21 protein-coding genes are annotated in these 26,384 nt (G+C 40.2%); 14 read left to right on the top strand and 7 right to left on the bottom strand.

Features of this window, described 5'->3' with window-relative positions; translation table 11 throughout:
• The first annotated feature begins 13 nt into the window (after window positions 1–13).
• From RCP16_RS14900 to RCP16_RS14890, 3 genes are read left to right on the top strand one after another with little or no spacing between them, the layout of a single operon-like run.
• The gene (locus RCP16_RS14900; RefSeq protein ID WP_308640670.1) at window positions 14–769 is read left to right on the top strand and encodes a methionine ABC transporter ATP-binding protein; all 756 of its coding nucleotides are present in this window, start codon (window positions 14–16) and stop codon (window positions 767–769) included.
• Window positions 769–1,449 (top strand): methionine ABC transporter permease, encoded by a 681-nt coding sequence (locus RCP16_RS14895; RefSeq protein WP_069326767.1) that lies wholly within the window; start codon window positions 769–771, stop codon window positions 1,447–1,449. The genes RCP16_RS14900 and RCP16_RS14895 overlap by 1 nt, the downstream gene beginning before the upstream one ends.
• Window positions 1,450–1,494: 45 nt before the next feature.
• Window positions 1,495–2,358 carry a MetQ/NlpA family ABC transporter substrate-binding protein gene (locus RCP16_RS14890; protein WP_308640669.1) on the top strand — a complete coding sequence of 288 codons (864 nt, stop codon included), beginning with the start codon at window positions 1,495–1,497 and terminating at the stop codon, window positions 2,356–2,358.
• A 46-nt stretch (window positions 2,359–2,404) separates the two neighbouring features.
• Here the strand turns inward: RCP16_RS14890 and RCP16_RS14885 are convergent, their stop codons facing one another.
• Window positions 2,405–3,334, bottom strand: a complete 930-nt coding sequence (locus RCP16_RS14885; protein WP_069326765.1) for a DMT family transporter — start codon at window positions 3,332–3,334, stop codon at window positions 2,405–2,407.
• 163 nt (window positions 3,335–3,497) lie between these two features.
• Here RCP16_RS14885 and RCP16_RS14880 point away from each other — a divergent pair, with 163 nt between their 5' ends.
• The 5 genes from RCP16_RS14880 to RCP16_RS14860 all read left to right on the top strand — a co-directional run bounded on the left by RCP16_RS14880 (window position 3,498) and on the right by RCP16_RS14860 (window position 9,958).
• On the top strand, window positions 3,498–4,364 hold the full coding sequence (locus RCP16_RS14880; protein ID WP_308640668.1) for a LysR family transcriptional regulator: 867 nt from the start codon (window positions 3,498–3,500) through the stop codon (window positions 4,362–4,364).
• Window positions 4,365–4,501: 137 nt separating this feature from the next.
• Window positions 4,502–5,908, top strand: a complete 1,407-nt coding sequence (locus RCP16_RS14875) for an NAD-dependent malic enzyme (RefSeq protein ID WP_069326763.1) — start codon at window positions 4,502–4,504, stop codon at window positions 5,906–5,908.
• A gap of 155 nt (window positions 5,909–6,063) precedes the next feature.
• Window positions 6,064–6,954 (top strand): AraC family transcriptional regulator, encoded by an 891-nt coding sequence (locus RCP16_RS14870; protein ID WP_308642494.1) that lies wholly within the window; start codon window positions 6,064–6,066, stop codon window positions 6,952–6,954.
• Window positions 6,955–7,123: 169 nt separating this feature from the next.
• On the top strand, window positions 7,124–8,632 hold the full coding sequence (locus tag RCP16_RS14865) for an alpha-glucosidase/alpha-galactosidase (protein ID WP_308640667.1): 1,509 nt from the start codon (window positions 7,124–7,126) through the stop codon (window positions 8,630–8,632).
• 327 nt (window positions 8,633–8,959) lie between these two features.
• On the top strand, window positions 8,960–9,958 hold the full coding sequence (locus tag RCP16_RS14860; RefSeq protein ID WP_308640666.1) for a Gfo/Idh/MocA family protein: 999 nt from the start codon (window positions 8,960–8,962) through the stop codon (window positions 9,956–9,958).
• 139 nt (window positions 9,959–10,097) lie between these two features.
• Here RCP16_RS14860 and RCP16_RS14855 read toward each other — a convergent pair whose 3' ends face one another.
• Window positions 10,098–11,024, bottom strand: a complete 927-nt coding sequence (locus RCP16_RS14855; RefSeq protein ID WP_273593280.1) for a dipeptidase — start codon at window positions 11,022–11,024, stop codon at window positions 10,098–10,100.
• A gap of 161 nt (window positions 11,025–11,185) precedes the next feature.
• Between RCP16_RS14855 and RCP16_RS14850 the strand changes: the two genes are divergently transcribed.
• On the top strand, window positions 11,186–11,833 hold the full coding sequence (locus RCP16_RS14850; protein WP_308640665.1) for a hypothetical protein: 648 nt from the start codon (window positions 11,186–11,188) through the stop codon (window positions 11,831–11,833).
• 237 nt (window positions 11,834–12,070) lie between these two features.
• On the opposite strand, the gene RCP16_RS14845 is transcribed toward RCP16_RS14850, so the two are convergent.
• Window positions 12,071–13,252 carry an MFS transporter gene (locus RCP16_RS14845; RefSeq protein ID WP_069326759.1) on the bottom strand — a complete coding sequence of 394 codons (1,182 nt, stop codon included), beginning with the start codon at window positions 13,250–13,252 and terminating at the stop codon, window positions 12,071–12,073.
• Between the two features lie 142 nt (window positions 13,253–13,394).
• Between RCP16_RS14845 and RCP16_RS14840 the strand changes: the two genes are divergently transcribed.
• Window positions 13,395–14,288, top strand: coding sequence for a LysR family transcriptional regulator (locus tag RCP16_RS14840; RefSeq protein ID WP_308640664.1), 894 nt, complete (start codon window positions 13,395–13,397; stop codon window positions 14,286–14,288).
• A gap of 46 nt (window positions 14,289–14,334) precedes the next feature.
• Here the strand turns inward: RCP16_RS14840 and RCP16_RS14835 are convergent, their stop codons facing one another.
• Window positions 14,335–15,336, bottom strand: coding sequence for a cation diffusion facilitator family transporter (locus tag RCP16_RS14835; RefSeq protein WP_193555934.1), 1,002 nt, complete (start codon window positions 15,334–15,336; stop codon window positions 14,335–14,337).
• Between the two features lie 283 nt (window positions 15,337–15,619).
• Here RCP16_RS14835 and RCP16_RS14830 point away from each other — a divergent pair, with 283 nt between their 5' ends.
• Window positions 15,620–16,060, top strand: coding sequence for a hypothetical protein (locus tag RCP16_RS14830; RefSeq protein ID WP_308640663.1), 441 nt, complete (start codon window positions 15,620–15,622; stop codon window positions 16,058–16,060).
• 65 nt (window positions 16,061–16,125) lie between these two features.
• On the opposite strand, the gene RCP16_RS14825 is transcribed toward RCP16_RS14830, so the two are convergent.
• On the bottom strand, window positions 16,126–18,681 hold the full coding sequence (locus RCP16_RS14825; protein WP_308640662.1) for a diguanylate cyclase domain-containing protein: 2,556 nt from the start codon (window positions 18,679–18,681) through the stop codon (window positions 16,126–16,128).
• Between the two features lie 41 nt (window positions 18,682–18,722).
• Window positions 18,723–19,325: a biliverdin-producing heme oxygenase gene (locus RCP16_RS14820; protein ID WP_308640661.1), complete on the bottom strand. Its 603-nt coding sequence runs from the start codon at window positions 19,323–19,325 to the stop codon at window positions 18,723–18,725.
• Window positions 19,326–20,276: 951 nt separating this feature from the next.
• On the opposite strand from RCP16_RS14820, the gene RCP16_RS14815 reads away from it, so the two are divergent.
• Complete coding sequence (locus RCP16_RS14815; protein WP_308640660.1) at window positions 20,277–20,558, top strand: hypothetical protein; 282 nt, start codon at window positions 20,277–20,279, stop codon at window positions 20,556–20,558.
• Window positions 20,559–20,641: 83 nt separating this feature from the next.
• Here RCP16_RS14815 and RCP16_RS14810 read toward each other — a convergent pair whose 3' ends face one another.
• Entirely contained in the window at window positions 20,642–21,298 is a 657-nt protein-coding gene (locus RCP16_RS14810) for a GNAT family N-acetyltransferase (protein WP_308640659.1), read from the bottom strand.
• A gap of 233 nt (window positions 21,299–21,531) precedes the next feature.
• Here RCP16_RS14810 and RCP16_RS14805 point away from each other — a divergent pair, with 233 nt between their 5' ends.
• Both RCP16_RS14805 and RCP16_RS14800 read left to right on the top strand, forming a co-directional pair.
• Window positions 21,532–23,790 (top strand): MrcB family domain-containing protein, encoded by a 2,259-nt coding sequence (locus RCP16_RS14805; RefSeq protein ID WP_308640658.1) that lies wholly within the window; start codon window positions 21,532–21,534, stop codon window positions 23,788–23,790.
• Complete coding sequence (locus RCP16_RS14800) at window positions 23,756–26,209, top strand: DUF2357 domain-containing protein (protein ID WP_308640657.1); 2,454 nt, start codon at window positions 23,756–23,758, stop codon at window positions 26,207–26,209. The genes RCP16_RS14805 and RCP16_RS14800 overlap by 35 nt, the downstream gene beginning before the upstream one ends.
• The last annotated feature ends 175 nt before the right edge of the window (window positions 26,210–26,384 follow it).

Raw genomic sequence — 26,384 nt, 5'->3', positions numbered from 1 at the left:
GGAGGGAACTGGAATGATTTCGCTGGAAAGCGTGAGCAAATATTTTGGCAAGATGGGGAATACGAATGCAGCTGTGCAAGATGTCAGTCTGCATATTGAGCGGGGTATGATTCATGGCATTATTGGCAGTAGTGGAGCAGGTAAATCTACATTACTACGGATGATGAATATTCTAGAACGTCCCGATCAAGGTGTAGTCATTGTAAATGGTAAGCGTTTAACCGGATTATCAGATCATCAACTTCGCTTAGCCAGACAACAGATTGGAATGGTGTTTCAGCAATTCAATCTGGTTCATAATCGCACAGTTCGCAAAAATATTGAAATCCCGCTTGAATTGGCTGGAGTACCCAAGTCTGAGCGGCAACAACGAGTGCTAGAATGTCTTGAACTTGTAGGCTTATTGGATAAAGGCAATGCTTATCCAGCACAGCTCAGCGGTGGACAGAAACAGCGTGTCGGTATTGCTAGAGCAATCGCTAACCATCCTCAAGTGTTATTATGTGATGAACCTACCTCTGCGCTTGATCCTAAGACCACTGCCGGTATTCTAGATGTATTGCGTCAGATTAATCAACAATTAGGAGTTACCATTGTGATTGTCACGCATGAGATGGATGTGGTGCGTAGTCTATGCGATACCGTATCTGTGATGGAACAAGGAAAGATCACCGAAAGCTTTTCACGAGCGCAAGATGGATTTACAGCATCGCCTGCATATACCTTGTCTTATCGCGAGCAATTGCTTGGCTATAAGGAGGGTGAATAATGGATCAAGATCGTACGTTTAGCGAAATGCTTGATCTGTATCAGTCGCAGATTTGGTCAGCCATAGGTGAAACGTTCTCGATGGTCGGTATTTCACTATTAGCAGCTATTATAGTGGGATTGCCTCTTGGAACCATGCTTTATTTATGCAAAAAAGGTCAATTATACGAGAATACGTATGTGGCAGCTGTGCTTAATACACTGGTTAATGTGATTCGCTCTTTTCCATTTTTGTTACTGGTTGTATTTCTGATTCCATTTACACGTCTAGTGGTTGGCACAGCGATAGGAACCGAAGCGGCTTCGGTACCGTTATCGATTATCGCAATTGCTTATTATTCACGGTTAGTCGAACAATCATTATTGGATGTGCCCCGGGGTGTGGTTGAATCTGCGCAAGCGATGGGAGCATCCAAATGGCAGATTATTTTCAAATTTTTATATGTCGAAGCTCGATCTGGATTGGTACTTGGATTAACCACATCAACGATTAGCTTTATTTCGTATTCAACCGTTGTTGGCATCGTAGGTGGTGGTGGAATTGGCGATTTTGCAATTCGATACGGTTATCAGCGATTTGAGACCGATGTAATGGTGTATATGATCATTTTGATGATTATTTTGGTACAAGCGGTACAATTGATCGGTAGTACGGTCGCTAGAGTGCTTGATAAACGCTAGGTAATGGTTTGAAATATTATATTTTAATGGAGGCTAACTTTAACAATGAACAACATTTTAACAACTCGCAAATCTATTATGATCTTGATGTTCGCTATGATGCTTTTATTAGTAGCATGTGGTCAGAAGCAAGATACAACAACAACAACATCTAATGATCCTGCTATAGCAACAGAAGGTGCATCTACAGAAACTACACTCAAAATTGCTACATTGATTCCACCAATGACTGAAATTTTGGATGTGGTTAAACCTTTACTCAAAGAAGATGGTATTAATCTAGATGTAATCGTGTTGTCTGATAATATTCAGCCTAATGATGCATTAGCAAATAAAGAAGTAGATGCGAACTTTTTCCAACATGCCCCTTATATGAAGCAATACAATGAAAGTAAAGGTGCAAATCTAGTCGCTATTCAACCGATCTACAATGCTATCTATGGTGCTTACTCTAAAAAGTATAAAGATATCAATGCTTTACCTGAAGGAGCAACGATTGCAATTGCAAATGATCCTTCCAATATCGGTCGTTCCTTACAAATGTTTGCACAAGCAGGAATGATTACACTGAAAGACGGTGTAGGTATGAATGCGATTCAAGCCGATATTACATCCAATCCCAAAAACTTCGAATTTAAAGAAGTCGATCTATTGATGTTAGCACGTATGTATGATGAAGCTGATCTTGTCGCAATGACGCCTGCGTATGCGAAACCATTGAATCTGACACCTGTCAAAGATGCACTGGTTACAGAAAAAGAAGATTCTACATTTGCGATTAATCTAGTCGCTCGTGAAGATAACAAAGATTCAGAAGCGATCCAGAAGTTAAAAGCACGGATGGCAGGCCCTGAAGTGAAGCAATTTTTACAAGATAAATATGCAGATATCGCTGTACCTGCTTTTTAAATGAAATACAATAAAATAGCATAAAAAAAGAACCTGATACAACCTTTTATGGGAGGTGTGCAGGTTCTTTTTGTTGGATATCTAGCGGTTGAACTTTTTGATGTTGCTGATTGCGAGTCCAGCGCGGTTTCCATTTCCATTCAGATACGACAACACCCAGCAGAACTATCCCTGCACCGATATAACCTTGAAGCGATAGAACTTCATGTTCAAATAGAAACGCGAACAAAGCGGCGAATACAGGCTCCATACAGAAGATCAATCCTGTACGTGTTGGTGTAGTATACTTTTGCGCAACAGGCTGAATAATAAATCCAAAAGCACTACATACCACACTCAAAGCCAACACAGCGATCCAACCATTAAGGGTATACGGAAGATGTGGCGACTCGAATATAAAGGAGAAGATCAATCCATACAATCCAGCAAATCCAAGCTGACATATCCCTAGATTCAGTGTACTACGAACAATCTTGGCTGCCGCACTGGTGAGTAAAATATACACGGCATAACAGATTGATGCCAAAATGCACAACAGATCACCAGAGTGAATACCCAGCGGGCCACTTAATGTCAGAAGCCCGATACCTACGATAGCTAACAATACTCCTAGTGTTTGAGTCATACGCAGCTTCTTTTTAAATACGACAAAATGAATAAGCGGTACAAAAATAACGGTTAGGCTGACAAGAAATCCAGCATTTGAAGTGGTGGTTGTTTTGAGTCCGAACATAATAAACACAAACACAGCGAATAACGCGAGTCCGATCAGTGCACTATAACCAAGTGTTATCCAATCGATCCGGCGTAAATGATTAAAAAATAAAATACCTGTCAATATAAATGCCAACCCGAAGCGAAGCGCAATCAGATTATATTCAGATAGCGATCCTAGCCCCATTTTCATAAATAAATACGAGGATCCCCAGCATAACGTCACCAGTAAAATTAACAAGTCTGCTCTAGACTGCTTCACGATGTCCCACCTTCAAAATAACGTATTAACAAAATGTTCCAAATTCAGTATAGTAATATTATATTCTCAAGTACACTGAATGTTTGTCATGGATCACATGAGTAAAACTAATGTTTATTTGAGATCATCGAGAGAGCGGATCATAAAGGAAGAAGGCGCACGCATGAGTATTCACAAATTCGAAGTGCTGTTAAAAGTCGTGGAGCTAGGCAGTCTAACCAAAGCGGCTGAAGCACTGGGATTTACTCAATCAGGAGTAAGCCATATTATACATAGTTTGGAGACTGAATTTGGCTTTCCTTTATTATTACGAGATCGTTCAGGTGTACGATTAACGGTAAATGGAGAACAGGTAGTTCAGCCCATCACAGAGATTATGAACTGGAATGAACAGTTGAAGCAGACGATAACATCGATTCATGGATTGGAATCAGGAACGATCCGAATCGGCACATTTACAAGTGTATCGGTACACTGGCTACCTGGAATGATTAAGTATTTTCAGCAAGAATACCCGAATATCCATTTCAAATTAGTCGAAGGCGATTATCAGGAGATTGAAGATTGGATCTCAAATGGACAGATCGATTGTGGATTTATTACGATTCCTAGCCAAGCTTCATTCGAAGTGATTCCTTTGAAAAAAGATCGGATGTTAGCGATAGTGCCGCTGGATCATCCGCTCAGTCATCTAGATCGCTTTCCGTTAGAACGTATTGCCACTGAATCATTTATTATGCCACGCGAAGGATCAGATTATGATGTGAGACGATTGTTGTCACGATTTGCGATTACACCAGATATCAAATTTTCAGTCGGAGATGATTATGCGATTATCGCGATGGTCGAAAATAGTCTGGGTATCAGCATTTTACCAGAGCTTGTATTGCAAGGAAGAGATCATAACGTCAAAATGCTCGAACTGGAATATCCAAGCTATCGTTCATTAGGATTAGCTGTGCATTCACTGAAAAAAGCATCACCGGCAACCAAACGATTTTTGGAGTATATACGCACTTCTCATAGCTAAATAAGGGGCTATAGAAGCTGGAAGTTTTTTACCTGTAAACTATGCTATAATAAGTCCGAACTTTATAATGTAAGCGTTATCTAAAAAAGAATGAATAGTGCAAAATCATCTTACCCACATTATTAGGAGGTATCCTTATGGCGCTCGGAACAAGTATGATCATTCGTCTGGAAATGGATAAAAAACAAGTTACATTTGGTGAAGTGGCTGCTGCGATTAGTGATGCCGGTGGAGACGTTGTTGCGATTGACGTTATTCATGCTAGCCCTGAAAGTACAACTCGAGATTTAACAGTGAATCTACCCGAGACAGTAAGGGAAAGTATTCTCAAATCAGTTGGAGAACTGAGCGGGGTCAAAGTAGTTAACGTCTCTGACCGTACATTCCTTGCCCATCTAGGCGGTAAGATAGAAGTACAACCGAAATTCCCTGTTAAAAACCGTGAAGATTTATCCCATGTCTATACACCGGGTGTTGCCAAAGTATGTATGGCAATCCATGAAGATAAGCAAAAAGCATTCTCACTAACGATCAAACGGAATATGATTGCAGTGGTATCTGATGGTACAGCTGTATTGGGTCTTGGCGATATTGGGCCAGAAGCGGCAATGCCTGTGATGGAAGGTAAAGCGATGTTGTTCAAACAGTTGGGCGGAGTCGATGCTTTTCCGATCTGCTTGGATACCAAAGATACCGAAGAAATTATTAATGCGATTAAATGGATGGCTCCTTCATTTGGAGGAATCAACTTGGAAGATATTGCTTCACCTCGTTGTTTTGAAATCGAACGCCGTTTAACAGAAGAACTGGATATTCCTGTTTTCCATGATGATCAACATGGTACAGCTGTGGTGGTGCTTGCAGGGTTATTAAATGCTCTACGGATCGTCGGCAAACCGCTTGAAAGTGCCAAAATCGTACTACTAGGTGTAGGCGCAGCAGGATCAGCTTGTATCAAAATGCTACTATCAGCAGGAGCACATAATGTGATTGCAGTCGATCAATGTGGTGCTTTGGTCAAAGGCGAAGAATATCCGCATGATATGTGGAACTGGATCGCAGAACATACGAATCCTCATCAAGAACGTGGAGGACTGACTGAAGTTATTCAAGGAGCAGATGTATTTATCGGTGTATCTCGCCCGGGTCTACTAACAGTTGAACATATTAAAACGATGGCAGAAGATCGGATTGTGTTTGCGATGGCGAATCCGAATCCTGAGATTGAACCTGAACTGGCTGAACCTCATGTTCGTGTGCTAGCAACAGGACGAAGCGATTATCCGAACCAGATCAATAATGTATTATGTTTCCCGGGTATTTTCCGTGGGGCACTGGATTGTCGTGCACGAGTCATTAATGAAGAAATGAAAGTAGCGGCGGCTAAAGCCATCGCTTCAGTAGTTAAAGAAGATGAGCTGAATGAACTCTACATTATTCCGGGTGTATTTAATGAAAAAGTAGTCGAGTACGTTCGTCGCGGTGTTGTAGAAGCGGCTATACGTACCGGTGTAGCACGCCGTACACCACCAGAATTCCGTTAAAATATCTCTGCTTAGGGTAGGAGGGAAGAATGATGCAACCGATGGAGCACAAGTCAGAACGAGCTTTTGCAAGTGCTGTAGTTCAGCCGATTCAATCTTATCGTGATGCAGGCTCTTCTGCACAAGGAACAGGAAGTTTGTTCGGTCAACAGTTGATGGCAGAGCAGTATCGTCCTGAATTTTATGCCTATTATTATAAGCAATGGCAGGATTATAGTATGGCTTACCACCAACATCCATCGACTGAGATTATGTATATGATCTCTGGACATTGTCTGATCGAACTACAGATTGAGCAAGATGCTCAAGCATCTAATGGGTCTGCTCCTGTTCAAGTGCAGTTGAAAAAAGGTCAGTTTATTATGATCGATGCGAATGTCCCTCATCGCTTGATTGTTGAAGGATCATCGCCTTGCCGTATGCTGAATGTTGAATTTGGCTTTGCTCCATCATCATTGCAACTTCCTTCATTATTTCAAATGGCAAGCGAAGAAGAAGCATTAGCTGAACTGTTATCTCAACCGCAGCATTATTTTGTGCTTTCTGATCCTGAAGAAGTCTACTATGTATTGAAATCGTTGGTGTTAGAGCTGGATCAACAGCACCGCACAGGTACGATGGCTGATTTGCTATTTATTCAGTTACTGGTGCGGATCGCAAGACTCTGGCAAGATACCCAGATTCATAGTACTTCTCAGACGGAATGGTATGTGAAGCGTAGTATTCAGTATATTCATCAGAATTATGATCGTCCGATTCGGGTGGAACATATCGCATCAGCTGTCAATGTACACCCCGGCTACCTCCATCGGATTTTCAAAAAACATATGAATACGACACCTACTGATTATTTAACTCGTTTACGGATGGAAAAGGCAGTCATGCTTCTAGGACAGACCGATATTCCGATTCAAGAAATTGCTGATTATATCGGTGTGAGTAGTCGGCAATACTTCCATTTGTTATTTAAAAAGCATACTGGACAGACCCCTGCGGAATACCGTGGAAATGTGGTTCGTTATGATCGGCAGTATGTAGAAGAGTAAGATCGCGCTTTAACTGCCAAGCGCTTAGGTTAGGATATTAGACAACTAATCATCAAAGTAGTCATGATCTTGGTAACGCTTCCTTGTCTAACCACGCTACAATAAAAGCATATAAAACCTTTTGAGCACCAGACGCAAATAGAGCGTATTTTAGAATGGAGGATATGATATGTCTTTTAAAGTAGCTTTTGTTGGAGCAGGAAGTATTGGATTCACCCGTGGATTGTTGCGTGATCTGTTGACGGTGCCCGAGTTCCGTAATATTGAGATTGCGTTTACCGATATCAGTCAACATAATCTCAATATGGTGACTCAGTTATGTCAGCGGGATATTACAGAAAATGGACTGTCGATTCAGATTCAAGCCACAACTGATCGACGAGCTGCCTTGCAAGATGCCAAGTATGTATTGTGTACGATTCGTGTAGGTGGACTCGAAGCTTTTGCAACCGATGTCGATATTCCTTTGAAATACGGAGTCGATCAATGTGTAGGCGACACGTTATGTGCAGGTGGCATTATGTATGGACAACGTGGAATTGCTGAAATGTTAAACATTTGCAAAGATATTCGTGAAGTATCTTCTCCAGATGTATTATTGCTCAATTACTCGAATCCAATGGCGATGATGACATGGGCTTGCAATGTCTACGGTGGCGTGAATACGATCGGTCTATGTCATGGTGTACAGCATGGACATCACCAGATTGCAGAAGTCTATGGTCTGGAAAAGAAAGATGTCGATATCGTGTGCGCAGGTATCAATCATCAGACATGGTATATCCAAGCGTCTCATGAAGGCAAAGACTTAACAGCAGGTTTATTAGACGCTTTTGAAAATCACGAAGAATACAGTCGTACTGAAAAAGTACGGATCGATATGATGCGCCGCTTCGGTTATTACAGTACAGAGTCGAATGGTCATCTGAGTGAATATGTGCCATGGTATCGCAAGCGTCCACAAGAAATCGGCGAATGGATCGATCTTAACAACTGGATCAATGGTGAGACCGGTGGATATCTACGGGTATGTACAGAAGGACGCAATTGGTTTGAAACAGATTTTCCGAATTGGATGAAAGACGAGCCTATGCGATTTGTACCTGAAAAGCGTGGGGAAGAGCACGGTTCCTACATTATCGAAGGGTTGGAGACAGGACGTGTCTATCGGGGGCATTTTAATGTGGTGAATAATGGGGTAATCTCTAATCTACCGAATGATGCGATTATTGAAGCACCGGGTTATGTCGACCGTAACGGGATCTCAATGCCACATGTAGGTGATCTACCGCTCGGTCCTGCTGCTGTATGTAATGTGAGTATTTCGGTGCAACGTTTAGCTGTAGAAGCGGCGATCACGGGCGATGATTTCCTTCTTCGTCAAGCCTTTATGATGGACCCGTTGGTCGGGGCTGTCTGTAATCCCAAAGAAATCTGGCAAATGGTCGATGAAATGCTAGTTGCTGGCGAAGAATGGTTACCTCAATATACAGATGCGATTGTCGCTGCTAAAGAACGTCTTGCTTCGGGCAACCTTATTCCGACTCAGGAGTATGCAGGAGCTGCCCGTCTAAAAGTGAAAAGTGTAGCTGAGATGCAAGAAGATCGGGATGCGGCTAACAAAAATGCAGGCGAGTCTGATAAAGGTAAAGATCGAGAAAAGGTTCAGCAAGAATAGGTAAAAAAACAGCAAAATTGACTATCTATATAAGAATAAATCTCATCCTTATTCTATTGCGGAAATAGATCATATACCCTTCAAAGGTGAAAAAGCAGGCTGTTGCTGTCTTTTCACCTTTTCTTTTATCCGTGCTATGGGGATGTACTTTCTAAGTTTTGATAGGTGAATGATCTATGTGACAACAAATATCTGTTATAAAAGATCAGAATACTGCTATACTTCGCAAATATGAACTTGTACGCTTAATCTAACCCATTATTGGGGAAGTATTAGAATAACGAAATACTGCACTATGCAACATCAACTGATAGGAGGAATAAACGCATGTCTATATCGAACGAAGGTAAGTTGAAGTGGGGAATTATTGGTACAGGAATGATTTCTAACAAATTTGTCGCTGATCTGGGACACACATCCAATGGTATCGCTTATGCTGTGGGTTCACGTAATCAAGAAAGCGCTGACGAATTTGCAGGTAAATATAATATTCCCAAAGTGTATGATAGTTATGACAAATTATTGCAAGATCCTGACGTAGATGTGATCTATGTAGGGACTCCGCATCCTTTACATAAAATTAATGTTATTGATGCTTTGAATGCAGGGAAACATGTATTATGCGAAAAACCATTTACCATGAATGCGGCTGAACTAGAAGCGATGATCGCTGTCGCTCGTGAGAAAAAATTATTCCTGATGGAAGCCATGTGGACACGCTTTTTACCACCGATTCGTCGTGTGCGTGAATGGATTCGCGATGGCAAGATCGGTGAAGTTCGCTTGGTCAAAGCTGAATTTGGTTTCCGTATGGGTTGGGACCCTGAACACCGCCTGTTAAATCCAGAATTAGGTGGAGGCGCATTGCTAGATGCAGGGATCTATCCGGTATCTTTCGCTTCGATGATCTTTGGTGCGAAGCCTGAGAAGGTGTACAGTACAGCAAGTATCGGTGAGACAGGAGTCGATGAGCAATTCTCGATCTTGCTTGCTTATGAAGGCGGACGCTCAGCAACACTGAATGGTGCGATTCGTGTAGATTTACCGAATGAAGCCTATATCCATGGAACTGAAGGTTATATTCATATTCCACAATTCTTATTCAGCCGCGAAGCTTCTCTACATGTGAGCGATCAAGAAGTCGAGAAATTCGAAGATGATCGTCCAAGTGAAGGATATGCGTTTGAAGCCGAAGAAGTCGGTCGCCTGATTCAAGCAGGAGAACTGGAAAGTGAAGTCATTTCACTGGAAGAATCACTAGATATCATGCGTCTACTGGATCAAGTCCGTGGACAATGGGGATTAAAGTATTCTTTCGAAGATTAATAACGTATTGAATATCCACACGAGTACTTTTTGAATGACATGATCTAATATAGTAATTAAATAGCTAGACAAAAAACTCACCATTGCGATCATAGCAATCTGGTGAGTTTTTTTAGTATATAAAGTATTTATTGGTTCTTTATCTCAATACATAATTCATGAAATTTTGATAAGCAAATCCGTGTACTTGCTCTTCACTATAATGCTTCAACAGCTCGTTAATTAGATTCTGACTTTGTCCGGCATGCTCTAATCCTTGAATATGATACATAATCCCGTCAAAGTCCGAACCCAGTCCGATCAACTTCTCCCCGCCTAATGAGCAGAAGTGGTCGATATGCTTGATCAGTTCAGGGATCGTTACCGTTTCATGGTCACTGACAAAGTAAGGACAATACACCACATGAACCATTGCATTTTTAGCAAATAAAGCTTGAGCTTGATCGTTTTTAAGATTACGTGGATTTTGAAAAATCTGACTGGCATTCGAGTGACTAGCGATTGGGTAATCGGCAATCTCGATCACATCCCAGAAAGCACGTTCACAGAGATGACTGACATCTGAGAGAATCTTATATTTATTATTAAAATAGATTAGCTCTCTTCCGAAAGCAGTTAATCCCGCTCCTCGTTCTTCTAAAGCACCGTCCGCCGCTAGATTTGCGTAATTCCATGTTAACCCTACCGATAGAATACCCAGTCGATACAAAATATTCATTTTGTGCAGATCATTACCGATAGGATCGACACCTTCTAACGTAAGAAAAGCACCGATCTGGTGTGCTTGCAACTGCTCAATCTGTGACCACTTCGTAATATGTACCATCTGTGGATTTTTTTCCAGCACTTCGGTATAGAAGTAATGAATCTGGTCGAGGCAAGATTGGAATTTCTCAGGGTCTTTCAGATCAGGTTCTACAAATACAGCGAATCCCTGTACTTTCACTTTACCTGTTAGAAGGCGTTCTAGATTGGTATCCAGCTCAGGCGAATCGGCAAAATTCAATTTCCCTTTAGCTTCTCCAAATTTATATAACACATCACAATGTAAATCAATAATATTCATTATTAACATCCTTTGGTGGTTAAATTTTACTTTCGTGGCCTTTCAAGCATATAGTAGATTGAAGAATTTGCAAAATAGATTCATGTGATACCAAATGCCAAATCATACGTATATACAATAGATAGTGATGACTGCAACTTTGAGATAAAGGTGGGAATCTTTTGATTAATTTACATGCTAAATTACAGCTTAACAAAATAAATACAGCTTCCAAATCGTGGTTCCAAAAAATCCAGTGGGCACAAGTATATCTGGCGGTTGTAGGAGCGATCCATCGTGTGATCGTAGAACAACCGCGCAAATGGACAGCTACCCGTCAACAACAAGCCGATCTACCTGTTTCCCAAATTAAACAATTGCCACTACAAGCAGGCGATATTTTGTATACACCGAGTTCTGAATCCACTTACTATGCCGGGCATATGGGCATACTGGGCGAAGACGGCAAAGTGTATCATGTGCATCCGTATGGACCGGTATTTTCAGATTCAGTCGAATGGTATGTAAAGCGATTTTATGATCAAGATCGATTTATTGTGTTTCGTCCTCAATCAGCAGAAGCAGGACAAGCAGCCGCATTATGGGCGCAAGAGCATTATCAGCAAGTGCAAGCTTATCGCCTCAATACGAATCTCGATCAGATCGAACGGAGCTACTGTTCCAAATTTATTTATCAAGCGTATCTGTTTACATCCGGTATCAATGTCTGGCCACGTCCATTAAAGTTAGGTAATCACGGTTATATTTATCCTTTTCGCATTATGCGCTCGAAGCACTTGAAGATTGTAGGAAGTTTCTATAGAGGATAAATCTTCAGCCACTTTCTGTACAGCAGTAATCTACACGATAATTGTTACATTCAAATCATACCTAAAAGGCTTCCTTGTATCATCATATAACTGATGAGCAGGAAGCCTTTATGTGTAGATCCATAAGAAATGAGTTCATTATAAAACGTGCAAATGATTCTGATATAAAGTAAAGTATGCTATTCCTAGCATAAAGCTACTGTTCGACAATCATAGGACAGCAATGATAAAGATGGGTTAAGAACTTTGTTCAGTCGCAGGGATGAGAGGTTTCTGCTGAGTGACAGCTTTGGCGCCATTCCCAATCCAACATTGTACAATGACCATTAGCACGATCATAACACCCAGTCCCCATTGCGCAGTGACAAAGTTTCCAGAATAATCGAATAATAACCCAACAATCAATGGACCAATCGCTCCTAATGTATAACCGCCACTTTGTGTCATCGCTGACCATGCGTTGGCTTCACCTGCATTGTTCGCTTCTTGAATTGGTAGCATTAGAGCTAGTGGGAATAATCCACCTGCACCTATACCTAGAATCGCAATCGCTAACCATGGAGATACAGGTAAATGCAACGTGAGTAGCCCGATCATTTCCATAACACTACATCCAACAAGCCACCATGCCCGTTTGCCGAACTTGCTCACCCCAATCGGAATTAAGAAACTTATCGGAATCTGGATCAGTGTAAATAAAGTCATCATATAACCGGCTTCGATTTTACTGTATCCTGCATGTGCCATCATAGGCGATAACCATGTGGTTAACGAATAGAAGATCGCCGCCATCAATCCGAAAAAGACGGTTAATAGCCATGCTTTTTTCTGACGTAAAGGTAAAGAGACCGCAGTTGTCGTGGTTACAGTCTGAGGAGATCGAGCCAATCGTAACCAGCTAAATCCGGCAACCAGTGCCAATAACGCCCAGAATGCTAACGAATACTGCCATGATCCTAAACCTTGTTGCAAAGGTACAGCTAGACCGGCTGCTAATGCCGCTCCGATCACGAGAGCAACGGAATACACACTGACCATCGCCGCTGGCTTGGGAAAATACTGCTTGATGAATCCAGATAACAACGGGCCAATCAATCCGATTCCTATGCCTGCAAGTAAAGCACTACTCATTAAGATGAGTGTCGAATCAGCGAATACACGTAGTAAAGTTGCACCACCGATTAATAGAAGAGAGAACGTAATTACTTTTTCTAATCCCCAACGTTGACTCCATGATAACGCTAGTGGAGCAAACAGTCCCATACATAATACCGGCAGTGTTACCAATAGACTAGCAGTCACACCTTGAATATGAAGGTCAGCCCGTATATTTTCCAATACAGGAGAAATCGACGTAATAGCAGGACGTAAGTTCAGTGCCGCTAATAGTAAAAGCATCGTTAAATATCGTATACGCATATTAAGGCTCCTTTTCTATAGATCATTTGATGAATTATGTATAGTATAAGAAAAGAATAACAATTGTACCATACTATTGTTTCTATTATTATGATAGTACAAGGCTATGATTAGCAAAGAGTAGGATAAGAGGAGGACGAAGATGGAATTACGTCAATTGCAGTATTTTATAACCGTATGCGAAGAGTTACATTTTACCAAAGCAGCAGACCGATTAGGGATTTCTCAACCCACACTCAGTCAGCAGATTAAAGTGTTAGAAGATGAACTGAGCACGCCTTTATTTGATCGTATCGGCAAAAAAATAAGAATTACTGAAGCTGGCAAATTACTTCAACAATACAGCACACAAATGTTACGTGATCTACAAAATGCCAAAATGTCGATTGCTGAGTTACAGGTCAATCAACGGGGAACACTACGAATCGCTGTTTTGCCTTCGGATCTGGATTATCGGATGGGAGCGATCTGGATTGCTTTTCATCAGTTATTTCCTAATGTACGCTTAGAAATTGTTCCTACGATTGAAATTCATGACATGGTTATTGAAGATAAAGTGGATATTGGAATAGGATTGTCTGGTGTACTGGATCGACGTATGGTTCAGGTTCCGTTGAGTACCGAAACGTATAGTTTATTTGTTCCTTCAGGTCATGCATTAACTCAACGTGCGGAGATTGAATTAGAAGAATTGTTACAGTTACCGTTAATCTTGTATCCTGTTGGTTTTGTTGGACGTAAGTTAATAGATGATTGCTTTCAATCGAAAGGTTGGAAAGTACAGACATTGATGGACAACGGATCAGCCGCTTCACAGTTACAACTGGTCAAAGCAGGTATCGGGTTCAGTATTCATCCTCATGCGTTGCTCGAAGATCTACCCGATGATCAATTAACAGCAATCCCGATTGTGAATGATGCTCCTGTACGCAGTATCGAATTATTGCATCGTACCGATCGCTATATGAGTGTTGCTGCTCAGATGTTTATAGAGTTGATCCAAAAGCATTTCGCTCACAATACAAAAAGCCTCTAGTTCACTGGAAGATGACCAGTGGACTAGAGGCTCGATAGCACATGGATTATTTCAATACATCTGCTTGTTTTTTGTCCCAACTATGAATACCATCGTCTTCAATAATTGAAATCGAAGCGTCAGCAATATCAGGATTGGTCATCAAGTTCTGCTGAATACGGAACTTGATATCATCTGCATCAGCAAGAGTTAATCCTTTGTGTAGTTCAATCAGACCTTCTACATGATAGTAGCGTCCTTCTTGAATAATACGCATCATTTGAATATCAGCAACTTGTTCATCAGCAAGAATCGTTTGTGATACTTTGTCTTCGATATCTTGCGGAGCCGCAACACCGATCAGTCCGATCATATTGTCATAACCGACACGGAAAGCGACAGCGATCATCAGTAGCCCGATTAATGTAGTGACGATACCATCGAGAAGTGCAAAGTTAGTCAAAGCAATCACAACGACAGAAATCAAAGCAAACAGAGCACCAAGTACAGCTACAATATCTTCATAAAATACAAGGCGTGTAGGTGGAGCCGCACGTCCTACATTTTTGAAAGCCGCAGGCATCAGTGCAAAGCCTTTGGCTTCAGGAGCACGTGCTTCTTTCAAAATCTCTTTCATCGCTTTGATTAAAATGGCTCCGTCGATCAAAATATTAAGCACAAGCACTGCAATATTTATCCATACCCCACCAGAATGAGCGACTGGATGTTGCAACAAGTGAATACCTTCATGAATCGTCTCATACGCCATAATCGTAACGACAATAACAGCAATCATACAGAAAATATTAATGACTCGTCCGAACCCTGTAGGGAAACGAGGGGTTGGCTTTTTCTCAGATAATACACTACCGACAAAAACAAATCCTTGATTGACTGCATCTGCTAGTGAATGCATCGCAGAAGCGAACATGGCTCCACTACCACTGACCAGAAAGGCTCCGCCTTTACAAATTGCCAGTACCGCATTACCTGTCATCGCTACAGCCGAAGATTTGTTTCCTTTTTTGACTAAAGACATGAAACTTTCTTTTTTTGGTTGTTCAGCCACTTCGATATAGCCCCCTAATCTGTTCTATGTATGTTGTTTGGACAAGCCTTTCAACCTGTATTAATACACGTTTTAGCAAAAGTCGAAACGCTTTTCTTTTTGTAATATAACGTCTGCAAACATAGGATACAAGAAATTTTATAATCAATATGATACTGTAAACATAATCAATAAGTAGGTAATAACATATAGAGTGGAGATGGCAAATGTAGCAATGCTACAATAGATAGGAGTAGATGTAAAAGGTAGCAGAACAGAGTGAGCAGACGAAAGGAGTATACATATGAACCGGGAACGAGCGGTACAACTTATAGGAACGATAGTCACAAGTCTGGTATTATTGTTGATTCCACTCATCACTAAGATTGATTATCCGATCTGGTACTATATCGGATTGATGATCCTTATCGGTATCGCAATATACAGAGAAGTGACATACAAACGGTATGAGAAGAAGTTTTATCAGAAATGGCATGAAGCAAGAAAACGAGGCTTTGCTTTTAATATGATCTGGCAAAGTATACGCGCAACATTGGTATTATTGGCGATTATTGCAATCTTTCAATTATTTAGTTATGGATCGACATGGAGTGAATGGCTCACTTTATTTACGCCAACAACGTTGATCGCAATCGTTATTGTTGTAGTAACCGTGGGAATCATCGCAGGCATCTATTCATGGACTGAAAATGAGAAAAGATACAATGATATGAAGCAAGACTAAAAACCCCTTTATCTACGATCCTATAAATAAGGAAAGAGATAAAGGGGTTGGTCTATACATAATAATTAATATTGAGCTTCACAACAGAAAATCTGATTTTTACCTTTGTTTTTGGCTCTCATTAACGATCTTTCGACTTGATCAATCAAGTCTGTAGGTTGTAGGGAAGCGTTCGGGATCATAGATACGCCACCAATCGTTACGGTCATAAATTCACCTGAATTGGATGAGTCACGTGGAATCTGTAGAGCAAGCACACTTTGACTGATTTCTTCAGCTAGACTTCCTGCCTGTTCTTGATCTGCTCCAACTAACATTACTGTAAATGCACCACCGCTAAATCGAGCAATCGTCGCTTCATGGATACTTCCAATCATCGTGAGTACATCAGCTACCCATTGTAAGCATAGATCGCCACCATTGAGTCCATGTACCGCATTGTAAGCACGTAGACCGTCCAGATCTACCAATAGTAAAGCAAGAGGTTTTTGCTCGGTTATTGCATTTGCCCAGTTTAATTCTAAGGCTTTTTCAAAAGCAGGTCGATTAGGGATATCCGTTAATGGATCGGTTGCGAGATAGCTATGCAGTTGATCAGATAGTGTAGTATAGGCTTCTGTCTGCTCAACATTGGAAGCCATCAACCGTGCAATCATCATGACGGAAGGTTGACCACCATACGTGATCGAAGTTAATGTTACTTCCAGTTGCATTACATTCTGATCGACATCGGTAAAGAATCCATTGGTTGAGATAAGCTGTACTACATTTTCCTGCAATTCTTCCAAACTTTTTTGCATATCTGTTTGAGATGATTTACTGATATATTGAGCGAAATCTTTGCCAATCAGACCTTGTGTACTTTTAGCTCCGAATAACTCGACAGCTTCACTGTTCGAATAGATAATTTGCCCATTGGTAATCGTCAGAAAAGCAACAGGAGACAGCTCCATTAATTGCAAATAGCGTTGCTCATTTTGACGTAAAATACGTGCATTTTGCAGTGCTAATTCTTCTACTTGTTGCAATTGATTCTCTGTTTGCCGATGAACAATCGTTTTGAGTTCAGGCAAGATGTTGATTTCTTTTGTTTTCCACGGGAATGAAGTCGACTGAACCACTTGTCTCCATTTCTCAAAAGATTTACGTGGAGAAAGGCGCATACCATCATTATCTTGAATCACAGCTTTGACTGGATCTCCTGCCCATTCTACAATTTGAAGCACTTCAGGGCGGAACCAGATAATATAATTTTGTTGCCCTGGAGAAAGAGCAAGATAGAGCGCTCCAGATGCTTTTTCTTTATAGGCTTTGGCAGGTTCATAATCTAGACTAAGACGCGAATTAGCATAGACGTAATTTTTGGCTTTGCCACCTAACCAACCGGCAAGTTCGCGGACTTGTCCAGCAGTAGGGGTCTGTCCATATAACAATAATTTATCCTGATAGCTAATGGCTGCGCCAGAAGCACTCATCAGATCAAGCAATGTTTTTTCCTCTTCTTGTAATTGCTCAATCACACGTACAAAGCTGGTATTACGTATAAATACATCTGCAATTCGAGCAGCCTGACGGCGCATTGCTATTTCAGATTCATAATCATCAATCTGTTGTCGTTGATACAATTCGCTAGAGAAGAACGAACCTAGAAAATTACACAGGTTACGAACACGGTGAGGAATATATTTAGGTGAATAATGGTGACAGGTAATTAATCCCCATAGCTGATTATCATGAATAAGCGAGATCGTTACCGTTGCGCCAACGCCCATATTATGCAGATATTCAATATGCAAAGGAGAGACACTACGCAAAATAGACAGACTTAAGTTGAGCGGCTTACCCGTTATCGGTTGCACTGTAGGGATAATCTCTACTGGCGTATAATGGACATCTACAATGGTACGTAACCAATTGCGTAGATATAACTGACGAGCTTGTTTGGGAATATCAGAAGCCGGATAGTTGTGTCCTAGAAAAGGTTCTAACTCCGCTTCTTTTGCTTCAGCAATGACTTTACCATTCCAGTTCTCATCGAATTCATAGATCATCACACGGTCATATCCAAGCATTTGTTTAATTTGCTCTGCGGCAACCTGACTGGCTTCATTACGACTCTTAGTCTGCTTGACCCGTCCAAAAAAGGTACGAATCCATTCAAAATCATTCGCTACCGTATGTTCGTCAATCGTATCTAATTCGAACTCTAAAATAAGCAGCCCTTCACTTTCATGCAAAATCACAAAAAATTCAGTAATTGTATCCTGAACATTAATATTCAAACGTGTATATTGTAGATCAGAAGTAGATTGTGTACTGAGATCATATTGGAGTAGAGCGATAAGTTGTTCTTCACCGATCAGTGTAGCGAGAGGTTGACCTAATAACTCTTCTGCTTCTACACCGAATAAAGTCATCGTATTGCGACTGGCTTGTACAATGGTATGCTCATCATCTTTGGTGATGGCTAGTAAGACACCATGAGGTTGAATTTGCCCGGGAATATGAATCGGTTCTTTATCACAATTGGTCAGATCGATCGGTTCCTGAGTTGTAAATTTACCTTCGGTGAGAAGTGTACGATTCAGCAAATCAGATTCATTATTATTTGTACCAGCCATGGATTGGTTAGCCTCCTGTAGATCATGATGTTATTCTTTTGCTAGTTAGGATGGGTACTTAACCATAGATCAAGTAATCGGAAAGTTTCTTTAGCGGTAGATATGATGTTTTCTTTATCTTCTTCGGTGACGCCTGTCTGCAACAATAGATCACGGAAAGCTGACCATTGGGCACGAGTCTCTGCACCATACGCATTAAAGTAATGCAGACCACCTTCAGGATCAACAGGCAAGAACTTCATTAACTGCTTCGTAATAATCTGTCCACCCAGTGTAGACCCTTCGATCACATAAAAAGCTCCATACATTCGTGCAGGCGTTGAAATATCCGGTAAGTCTGTGCACAAAGGCAATTGGTGTATCTCTTCTACAGTCATACCTAAGTGAATCAAATCTTGTTCCAACAAAGGAGATTTGGCACGTACGTTCATATCAAAACCAGCATTAGACCCAAGCTTACCCATATGCTGAACAGCTTGTTGTTCTAAAGGTTTTAAAAAGCCATAGAACTTCGCAAGATAAGTGCGATATTCATCCAAAGTGAGTGATTTCGCCATAATACCTTTGGCATAGAAATTACCCTCTATCTGTTCATGATATACAGCCGTATCTTTGCGTAAGCGATCAAGTAATTCAATTGTCATTTATCATCTCACCTTAATATTGATTAATAAGTTACTTAATAATAAGTTATAGAATTACAAGATATGTCTATATTTACGATTAGCATTATCCAGAAAATACGGACTATCGTACATCGATCGAATAGAAAAAATTGGATCGCTGGGGAGTTAAAGTATAGTACAAGCATGTGATGAATACAACAAAATGAGGATAACGAAATTAGGTTTCTTCTATAGAAGCAACACCTTTGCGTACTCATTTTCATTCTATCTATTTTATCATGTGTATCGTACTGGATGAAAGTGCTGTTTAAGTGAAATTAGCCCAATCTATTCATTCAAAAGTGTCTAAAATTTGAAATACAAGTAGCCGTATCTAAAAACAATGAATATTACTCAAACATCTCTTTCGGTCTTTGAGAGCATATGTCCAAATATACTAAGCCAGAAGAACCTTTTATAGAATGAAATTGGAAAAAATAATCACAATATAGTAGGGTATCAGTATATTATCTATAAGTGTCTAATCTGTAGAACTGAAAAAATACCGTAAGTAAGGATGTGAAATGTATTGCTATTTTTATTGTCGGTGTGATCGTCCTCGCTTTTTATACAACAGTACAAAGTTTTAAAATGAAAAAGCCTACTTCGATTGTCTGGTGAAGGAGACAAGGAGCAGGCTTTTGAAGTGGCTATTATGTTGTGCTAAAAGAATAAGTACATGAATATCATTGTGTATGAATTTACTGTTTCCGTTTCAAATAAGAAATAAACACGATAAACCCGTATAAGAACAGTCCAAATAATGCAAGCATGACTATCCATAACACAAACGGCAAAATCGCTCCCCAAGCCATAAGTACCCTCCTCTATAGATCAATTATTTATATTTTATTCCATTTTATAGTAAAATAAGTAAAAGGAACAATCAAAAGAGCAATAGAAATAGCAATAGCAATAGGAGGTGATATAATGTCAGATCTATACGGTTTGGCTCTCGTTATACTTGTTAATGTCATCATTTATGGATTGGTGATCTGGGGAATTGTACATATGATTTATAAACGTTCCAAGCATCCTGCGCATACAATTGTATTTCTTGCGATGATAGTTTGTTTTGTTATTTTTACAGCCAGTGTCGTACAGCAAATTATGTATCGCGATTGGACGATCAACGTAGCTACTTTGGCGCCATTGACATGTCTATTTTCGATTTATGTTTTGAGTCGTAGGGAGATGCGTTTGCAAGCTTAGTCATAATATTATTTTTTTTAAAAAATCTATTTAAAATAAAAAGGAGTCTCTATTTCAAATAGAGGCTCTTTTTGTTATCATATTTATTCATCATAGTATTGTTTTATCAAATCCTGATCATACAGATCCATAAACATTGTTACAAAGGAACTCCCATTAATAAAATCTACTTCGAATAAACTTTCAAATTTAAAATGATCTCGATACCATGTCCATTTTTCTTTTAGGGCATCTAAAACAATATATCGTTCATTTAACTGTATTGCCATATGTAAAATATGATTAACTATTTTTATACCGATTCCTTTATTTTGAAAATTCTTGTGTACAGCTAATCTAGCAATATCAAGTACAAGTTGTTCTTTTGAAATATCAGGGTCATTAATCAAAGAGGATAGAGGAGTATGTTGAAGGGTGTAGTAACCAATAATTTGATTTTGATAGAAAACTAAAGTCGTGCTAGAATCTCGAACAATATGAGAGGGATAAGCTTCTGCTTGTAGAAAAAAATCCATAGAATGATTACCGCAAGAAAAATTTCTTAAATGAGGTAAATCCTCTATGGATATGATTCTATGTTCTAATGGTCTATTATTAGGAATTAGATAATCGTTCATTGTACTCCTTAATTTTTTTTCGGCATATTTTTTCATCAGTTCTTCATTTTTTTTGTTTTTTTCTAAAAAACGTTTGGCTTCTTTTCCTGTAAGTACAGGTCTTTCTCTCAATCTAACAGCCATATAAAATGCTCCTTCCTAAAGGTATTTATACTATTATTTTATCATGTAATAACCTTCAATGATAGATTATACATACTATATGATGAATACTTTATAAAAAATTATGTGTTTGATATTAGAAAAAAGTGATCTCCATTAGTTGGTAGATCACTTTCTTTTTTCGTTCTATCCAGTTTTAGTTTAATATATTAAGAAAGAACTTATTTTTCTAATCCGTTTACAGGAGAGCACCTATGACATTGCCATTAGAATTACAATCCATTTATAATCACAAGCAAAAATCATATAAAATGATACTGATCTTATCTTTACTAGACGAAATGAAAGAGTCTAATCTTCATGAAGTATCGATGCTCAAAGTACGAGAACGTTTCTTATCTTATTTACAACAACGAGAAGCACAGAGCCTGCGCGTAGATGAACCACCTTCTCAAGTGAGAGCAACACGATGGGCTGATGTGCAATTAAGTCGGATTCAGTATGTCATGAACACGCCAATCAAAGCATTATCTTCCATCTTACATGTACCTAGTGAGCAATATACAATTGGTTTTAAAAAAGACCTGTACGACCAATGGGATCAGTCTGTTTTAGATGAATTATACCAATTTACAATAGATGAACTGGAATTATACTATGCACAACCGCCTTCCGATTTCTCGATTCGAGATGATCTGATGCGGATTATGATGGAATATCCAGAAGCACGTCGAGAACCGTTTAAGCGTAATCCTTTAGCTCAATATATGCGAAATGTAATCCCTGAACATATTCGTTCGTTGCAGTTCATCCATACTTATTTTCGAGTACAAGGTTCTTTGGGACAAGGAAATTGGGCATATATTCCTTGGATTGCGATTATGCATCGTCAGATTACGGATACTACCCAACGTGGATTATATGTTGCCTATTTGTTTGCAGAAGATATGCAGTCCGTTTACCTTGTATTGCAATACGGTGTAACCGATATGAAGAACCGTCTGGGTACTAAGAAAGCTTATGAACAATTTGAACAAAAAGCACAAGAAATCAGAGCAATGTTACCGCCAACACGATTGAACTTAGAAGGAACCATTGATTTGGGCGAAAGTACGTATGCTAAAGACTATCAGGCATCTACGATTGCTTATACTCGTTATGATTTAAATGATATGCCTAATAATGAGCAATTGGTAGACGATCTATGGGATGCGGTAGAGACTTATCTTTCTTATGTGCAAAGTATAGATGCGACACCGAATACAGAATGGGCAAGTCAGTTGAATGATGAAGAAGAGGAAGAAGTCGAAGAAGTCGAAGAAGAATCGGTTGTACTTATCCATGATGCTGAGATCAAAGAAGTATTGGATCATGTACGCGATTACATCACTCAACGTGGATTCTACTTCCCTTCCCACTTGATCGACAACTTCTACCTGTCTCTCAAAACACGCCCGTTCGTTATTCTCGCCGGTATCTCTGGCACAGGGAAAACACGTCTTATTCGTCTGTTCGCTGAAGCAGTCGGCGCTACAGCGCTCAATGGACAATTTCGCTTAATTCCTGTGCGTCCAGATTGGAGCGATCCGACCGATCTGATCGGGTACAAAGATCTATCTGGCACATTTAAGCCAGGGCCACTTACGTTAGTGATTGCAGAAGCATCTCAACCGGAGAACCGCCATAAGCCTTATTTTATCTGTCTGGATGAGATGAATTTGGCGCGAGTGGAACATTATTTCAGCGATATTTTAAGTCTATTGGAGACTCAATCGTGGCAGGGTCGACATATTGTGACTGATCCGGTGATTCCAGCAGCTACGTTAGAATTGGAAAGCGATTTAGAACGATATGGAAATCTGGCAATACCGGAAAATGTCTACCTGATCGGAACCGTAAATATGGATGAGACAACGTATCCATTTAGCAAAAAAGTACTGGATCGGGCGAATACGCTTGAATTCAACACTATTGATCTGATGCAGTTGCCCAAGTTACGTGAAGAAAGTCAGCAGATCGTAGAAGCAGTACCGGTAGAACAGTCTTTTTTACGAGCCGATTATTTGCAGTTGATTGACGCTTATGACCATTATGCAGAGCTGATTACGCGTACTACAGAGCGACTGGTGACAGTCAATGAAATACTGGAAGATATTCATGCCCATGTGGGTTTTCGGATACGGGATGCAGTGTGCTTTTATGTGATCTATAATGAACGTTTTGGATTGATGAGTGAAGAAGAAGCGTTTGATCTACAGGTGATGCAGAAGATTTTGCCACGTATTCAAGGAAGCCAGTCTGGTGTACGACGTGTACTGGTGAAATTATTGAGCTTTTGCTTACAAGACAGTGTCCGTATTCCTTCACCGATGGAAGATGATGATGCGTTCTGGAGACAATGGGATCGCGGGAATACGCCACCACAAGCAAACTATCCACAGACAGCACATAAGCTGGTAGATATGATTGTGAGGTTAGATGAAGATGGATTCACATCCTACTGGATTTCTTAACCATAGTACTGATCTATTAGAAGTGACATGTAATATTGGTACGATTTATATTAAAGGCAAGCCGTATCATCCGGTGGTCGAAACGTTACAATTGCACCGCCAAGAAGGAGAATGGGTCGATGCGCATCTGATCTGTCGTTCTCTTTCACCGGATGTAGTTATTGAAAAGATCTCTGTGTTCTCACCAACTGAAAATAAATTGATACTATGGGACGGAACAACACCGTCTTTTCCTTGTTTTTATGAGCAACAGAACTATGAATTTTTGTTGATTAAGTCAGATAATGATATGCATTTACCTCTAACTTTTCACCATGATAGCTTAGCTCTTCGTGAGGCTGTCACGTCTAAAGGAGAAAAGGTATTGTCGGGTCTGTTGAATTTTAAAAATGAAGTCGGTTTTACTGAATTGGAATTACGCAGTGGAGGACAGCGATTGTTGTCGATCGAACTGGAAATTTTTCCTTCGAAGCTGGATTATAAGCAAGATTATATCCAGTTACTTCGTGAAGTGAATGAGCAAGTCTATAATCTGTCGTTCGACTTTCTCAAACGAACATACCAATCTGTGCGTATTCGAGAGACCGAGCACCAGAGTTTGAGTGAGTTTTTTGCATTGATTACTCATCTCTTTCACCAGATGGAGACGGCTATGGAGCGAATCAATCGACAACCTCATCATAAGCTGGATCAATCGCTAGAACGTAGACCAGCAGCAAGGGTCAAGCGGGGCAGTAATCGCAACAATGCTTATTTAGCCAGACATCCGCAGTATGTAGAGCAAGATGCTGTACATGGATGGTTACCGATTGGGGCCGAGCGTTACCAGCCGACTCATTTACTGGATACGGTCAAGCACATCTCTTATGATACCGCAGAAAATCGGTTTTTGCGTTGGATGTTAGAGCGCATTTCAAGCAAGTTACAACAGTTGCGAGATCAGTATAACCAGCTAACAAAACCACAGAATTTCCGTAGTCGAGCGTATGATCCTGTGTTTGTACAGCGGGTAGACCAAATGATCTCCCGATTAGAACAGTTGTTATCTCTAGAATGGTTACAAGCGATCTCACCCATGCGACAAATGAGTAGCAGTCTGGTTCTCCAGATGGCACCGGGGTATCGGGAAATGTATCGGTATTACCTTTTGCTACTAAAAGGTTTGTCGATCCAAAGCGATCTATTGCGTCTATCCATGAAAGATATTGCAGAAATCTATGAATACTGGTGTTTTTTGAAGTTAAATGAATTGCTTAGCCGTAAATATCCATTGATTAAGCAAAATCTGATCCGGCTCAACCATAGCGGATTATTTGTGACGTTAGGCAGAGGACAGCAATCTCGTATGGAATATCTGAATCCACGTAATAATGAAACGTTTGTGCTCTATTACAACAGTCTACCGAGCAAAGAGGTCACCCCTACATTGCCACAGCGACCGGATAATGTGCTGTCTTTAATGAAGGTAGATGCAGGGCAGAAGAAAGAATACAGTTTTATTTTTGATGCCAAATACAAGTTAAATGCCGCAGTAGAAGGCTCGCCGTATGCTTCTACTTATCTCAAGCCGGGACCGCAAGAAGAAGATATTAATACGATGCACCGTTACCGTGATGCGATTGTCCATGCGTCTACAGCAGAGAAGTACGAGCGTAGCATGTTTGGAGCGTATGTATTATTTCCCTATGGTGATGAAGAACAATTCCGTGAACATCACTTTTACCGCAGTATACGTAAGCTGAATGTAGGAGCTTTTCCTTTTTTGCCTAATGCGACAAGTCTGGTCGAACAATTCTTAGATGAGCTAATTCAAGATAGCCCTGAAAAAGCCTATGAACGTTCTCCTTCACCACGGGGAACTCAAGCCTATTACCAAAACAAATTAGTCGACAAAAATATGCTGATTGGATCGGTGCGAGGACCGGAGCAGATACAGGTGGCTCTTGCCCATCGCTTTTATCATGTTCCGTTAGCTAACTTTGTAGATACACAGGTTATTACACAGATTGAGTATGTAGCGATGTGTGAATCCAGACGAAAGTTTGAAGCCTTAGGTAGAACGGGTATAAGCTATTATGGCAAAGTAGACAGATGGGATATCGTCAAGCGATCCAATATTACCGAAATTCCTGCCGAACCGCAGAAAGCTCATTTATTATATGTAAAATTCACAGTTACCGAGTGGCAAGAACGAACAGAACCTATTGCATTGGCAGGGCAAGGTATTTATACATTGCTGTACACCAGTAAATACATGTTTGATCGTGCCGAAGAATTAGCTGAATTGCGATTAGACTCTGAAGCTGATCTAGCCAAGTGGCGTGAAAAGCGCAGATTAGGCAAAGTGAAAGTGAAGCTAGACAACACGTATGTGGATCTAGCGAAGCATGTGTTAGATGTGAGTGTAGAAGAAGAGTGAACCGTTTTTTAACTTGGAACATAGATCAAAGTCATTTGCATACTCTATGAATGAGAGTGTGCAGGTGACTTTTGTATTGTCTATATATGTAAGCAGAATAGGGCATAACAGCATTTTTCATGAAAATTTAAAAAATGATGAAAATTGAATGCATCTGCACTATAGAAGAAGTATA

Source organism: Paenibacillus nuruki (assembly GCF_963311185.1).
Lineage (GTDB): Bacteria > Bacillota > Bacilli > Paenibacillales > Paenibacillaceae > Saccharibacillus > Saccharibacillus nuruki.
The sequence above is the reverse complement of the archived record's forward strand: the minus strand, read 5'-3'. Positions and strand labels throughout refer to the sequence as shown.

Coding starts and splice junctions, on each gene's coding strand:
- RCP16_RS14895 (WP_069326767.1), top strand. CDS start 769: ATGGATCAAGATCGTACGTTTAGCGAAATGCTTGATCTGTATCAGTCG.
- RCP16_RS14800 (WP_308640657.1), top strand. CDS start 23,756: ATGAAGATGGATTCACATCCTACTGGATTTCTTAACCATAGTACTGAT.
- RCP16_RS14815 (WP_308640660.1), top strand. CDS start 20,277: ATGTCAGATCTATACGGTTTGGCTCTCGTTATACTTGTTAATGTCATC.
- RCP16_RS14825 (WP_308640662.1), bottom strand. CDS start 18,681: ATGGCTGGTACAAATAATAATGAATCTGATTTGCTGAATCGTACACTT.
- RCP16_RS14890 (WP_308640669.1), top strand. CDS start 1,495: ATGAACAACATTTTAACAACTCGCAAATCTATTATGATCTTGATGTTC.
- RCP16_RS14855 (WP_273593280.1), bottom strand. CDS start 11,024: ATGAATATTATTGATTTACATTGTGATGTGTTATATAAATTTGGAGAA.
- RCP16_RS14870 (WP_308642494.1), top strand. CDS start 6,064: ATGGCAGAGCAGTATCGTCCTGAATTTTATGCCTATTATTATAAGCAA.
- RCP16_RS14820 (WP_308640661.1), bottom strand. CDS start 19,325: ATGACAATTGAATTACTTGATCGCTTACGCAAAGATACGGCTGTATAT.
- RCP16_RS14880 (WP_308640668.1), top strand. CDS start 3,498: ATGAGTATTCACAAATTCGAAGTGCTGTTAAAAGTCGTGGAGCTAGGC.
- RCP16_RS14860 (WP_308640666.1), top strand. CDS start 8,960: ATGTCTATATCGAACGAAGGTAAGTTGAAGTGGGGAATTATTGGTACA.
- RCP16_RS14900 (WP_308640670.1), top strand. CDS start 14: ATGATTTCGCTGGAAAGCGTGAGCAAATATTTTGGCAAGATGGGGAAT.
- RCP16_RS14865 (WP_308640667.1), top strand. CDS start 7,124: ATGTCTTTTAAAGTAGCTTTTGTTGGAGCAGGAAGTATTGGATTCACC.
- RCP16_RS14875 (WP_069326763.1), top strand. CDS start 4,502: ATGGCGCTCGGAACAAGTATGATCATTCGTCTGGAAATGGATAAAAAA.
- RCP16_RS14830 (WP_308640663.1), top strand. CDS start 15,620: ATGAACCGGGAACGAGCGGTACAACTTATAGGAACGATAGTCACAAGT.
- RCP16_RS14805 (WP_308640658.1), top strand. CDS start 21,532: ATGACATTGCCATTAGAATTACAATCCATTTATAATCACAAGCAAAAA.
- RCP16_RS14840 (WP_308640664.1), top strand. CDS start 13,395: ATGGAATTACGTCAATTGCAGTATTTTATAACCGTATGCGAAGAGTTA.
- RCP16_RS14845 (WP_069326759.1), bottom strand. CDS start 13,252: ATGCGTATACGATATTTAACGATGCTTTTACTATTAGCGGCACTGAAC.
- RCP16_RS14810 (WP_308640659.1), bottom strand. CDS start 21,298: ATGGCTGTTAGATTGAGAGAAAGACCTGTACTTACAGGAAAAGAAGCC.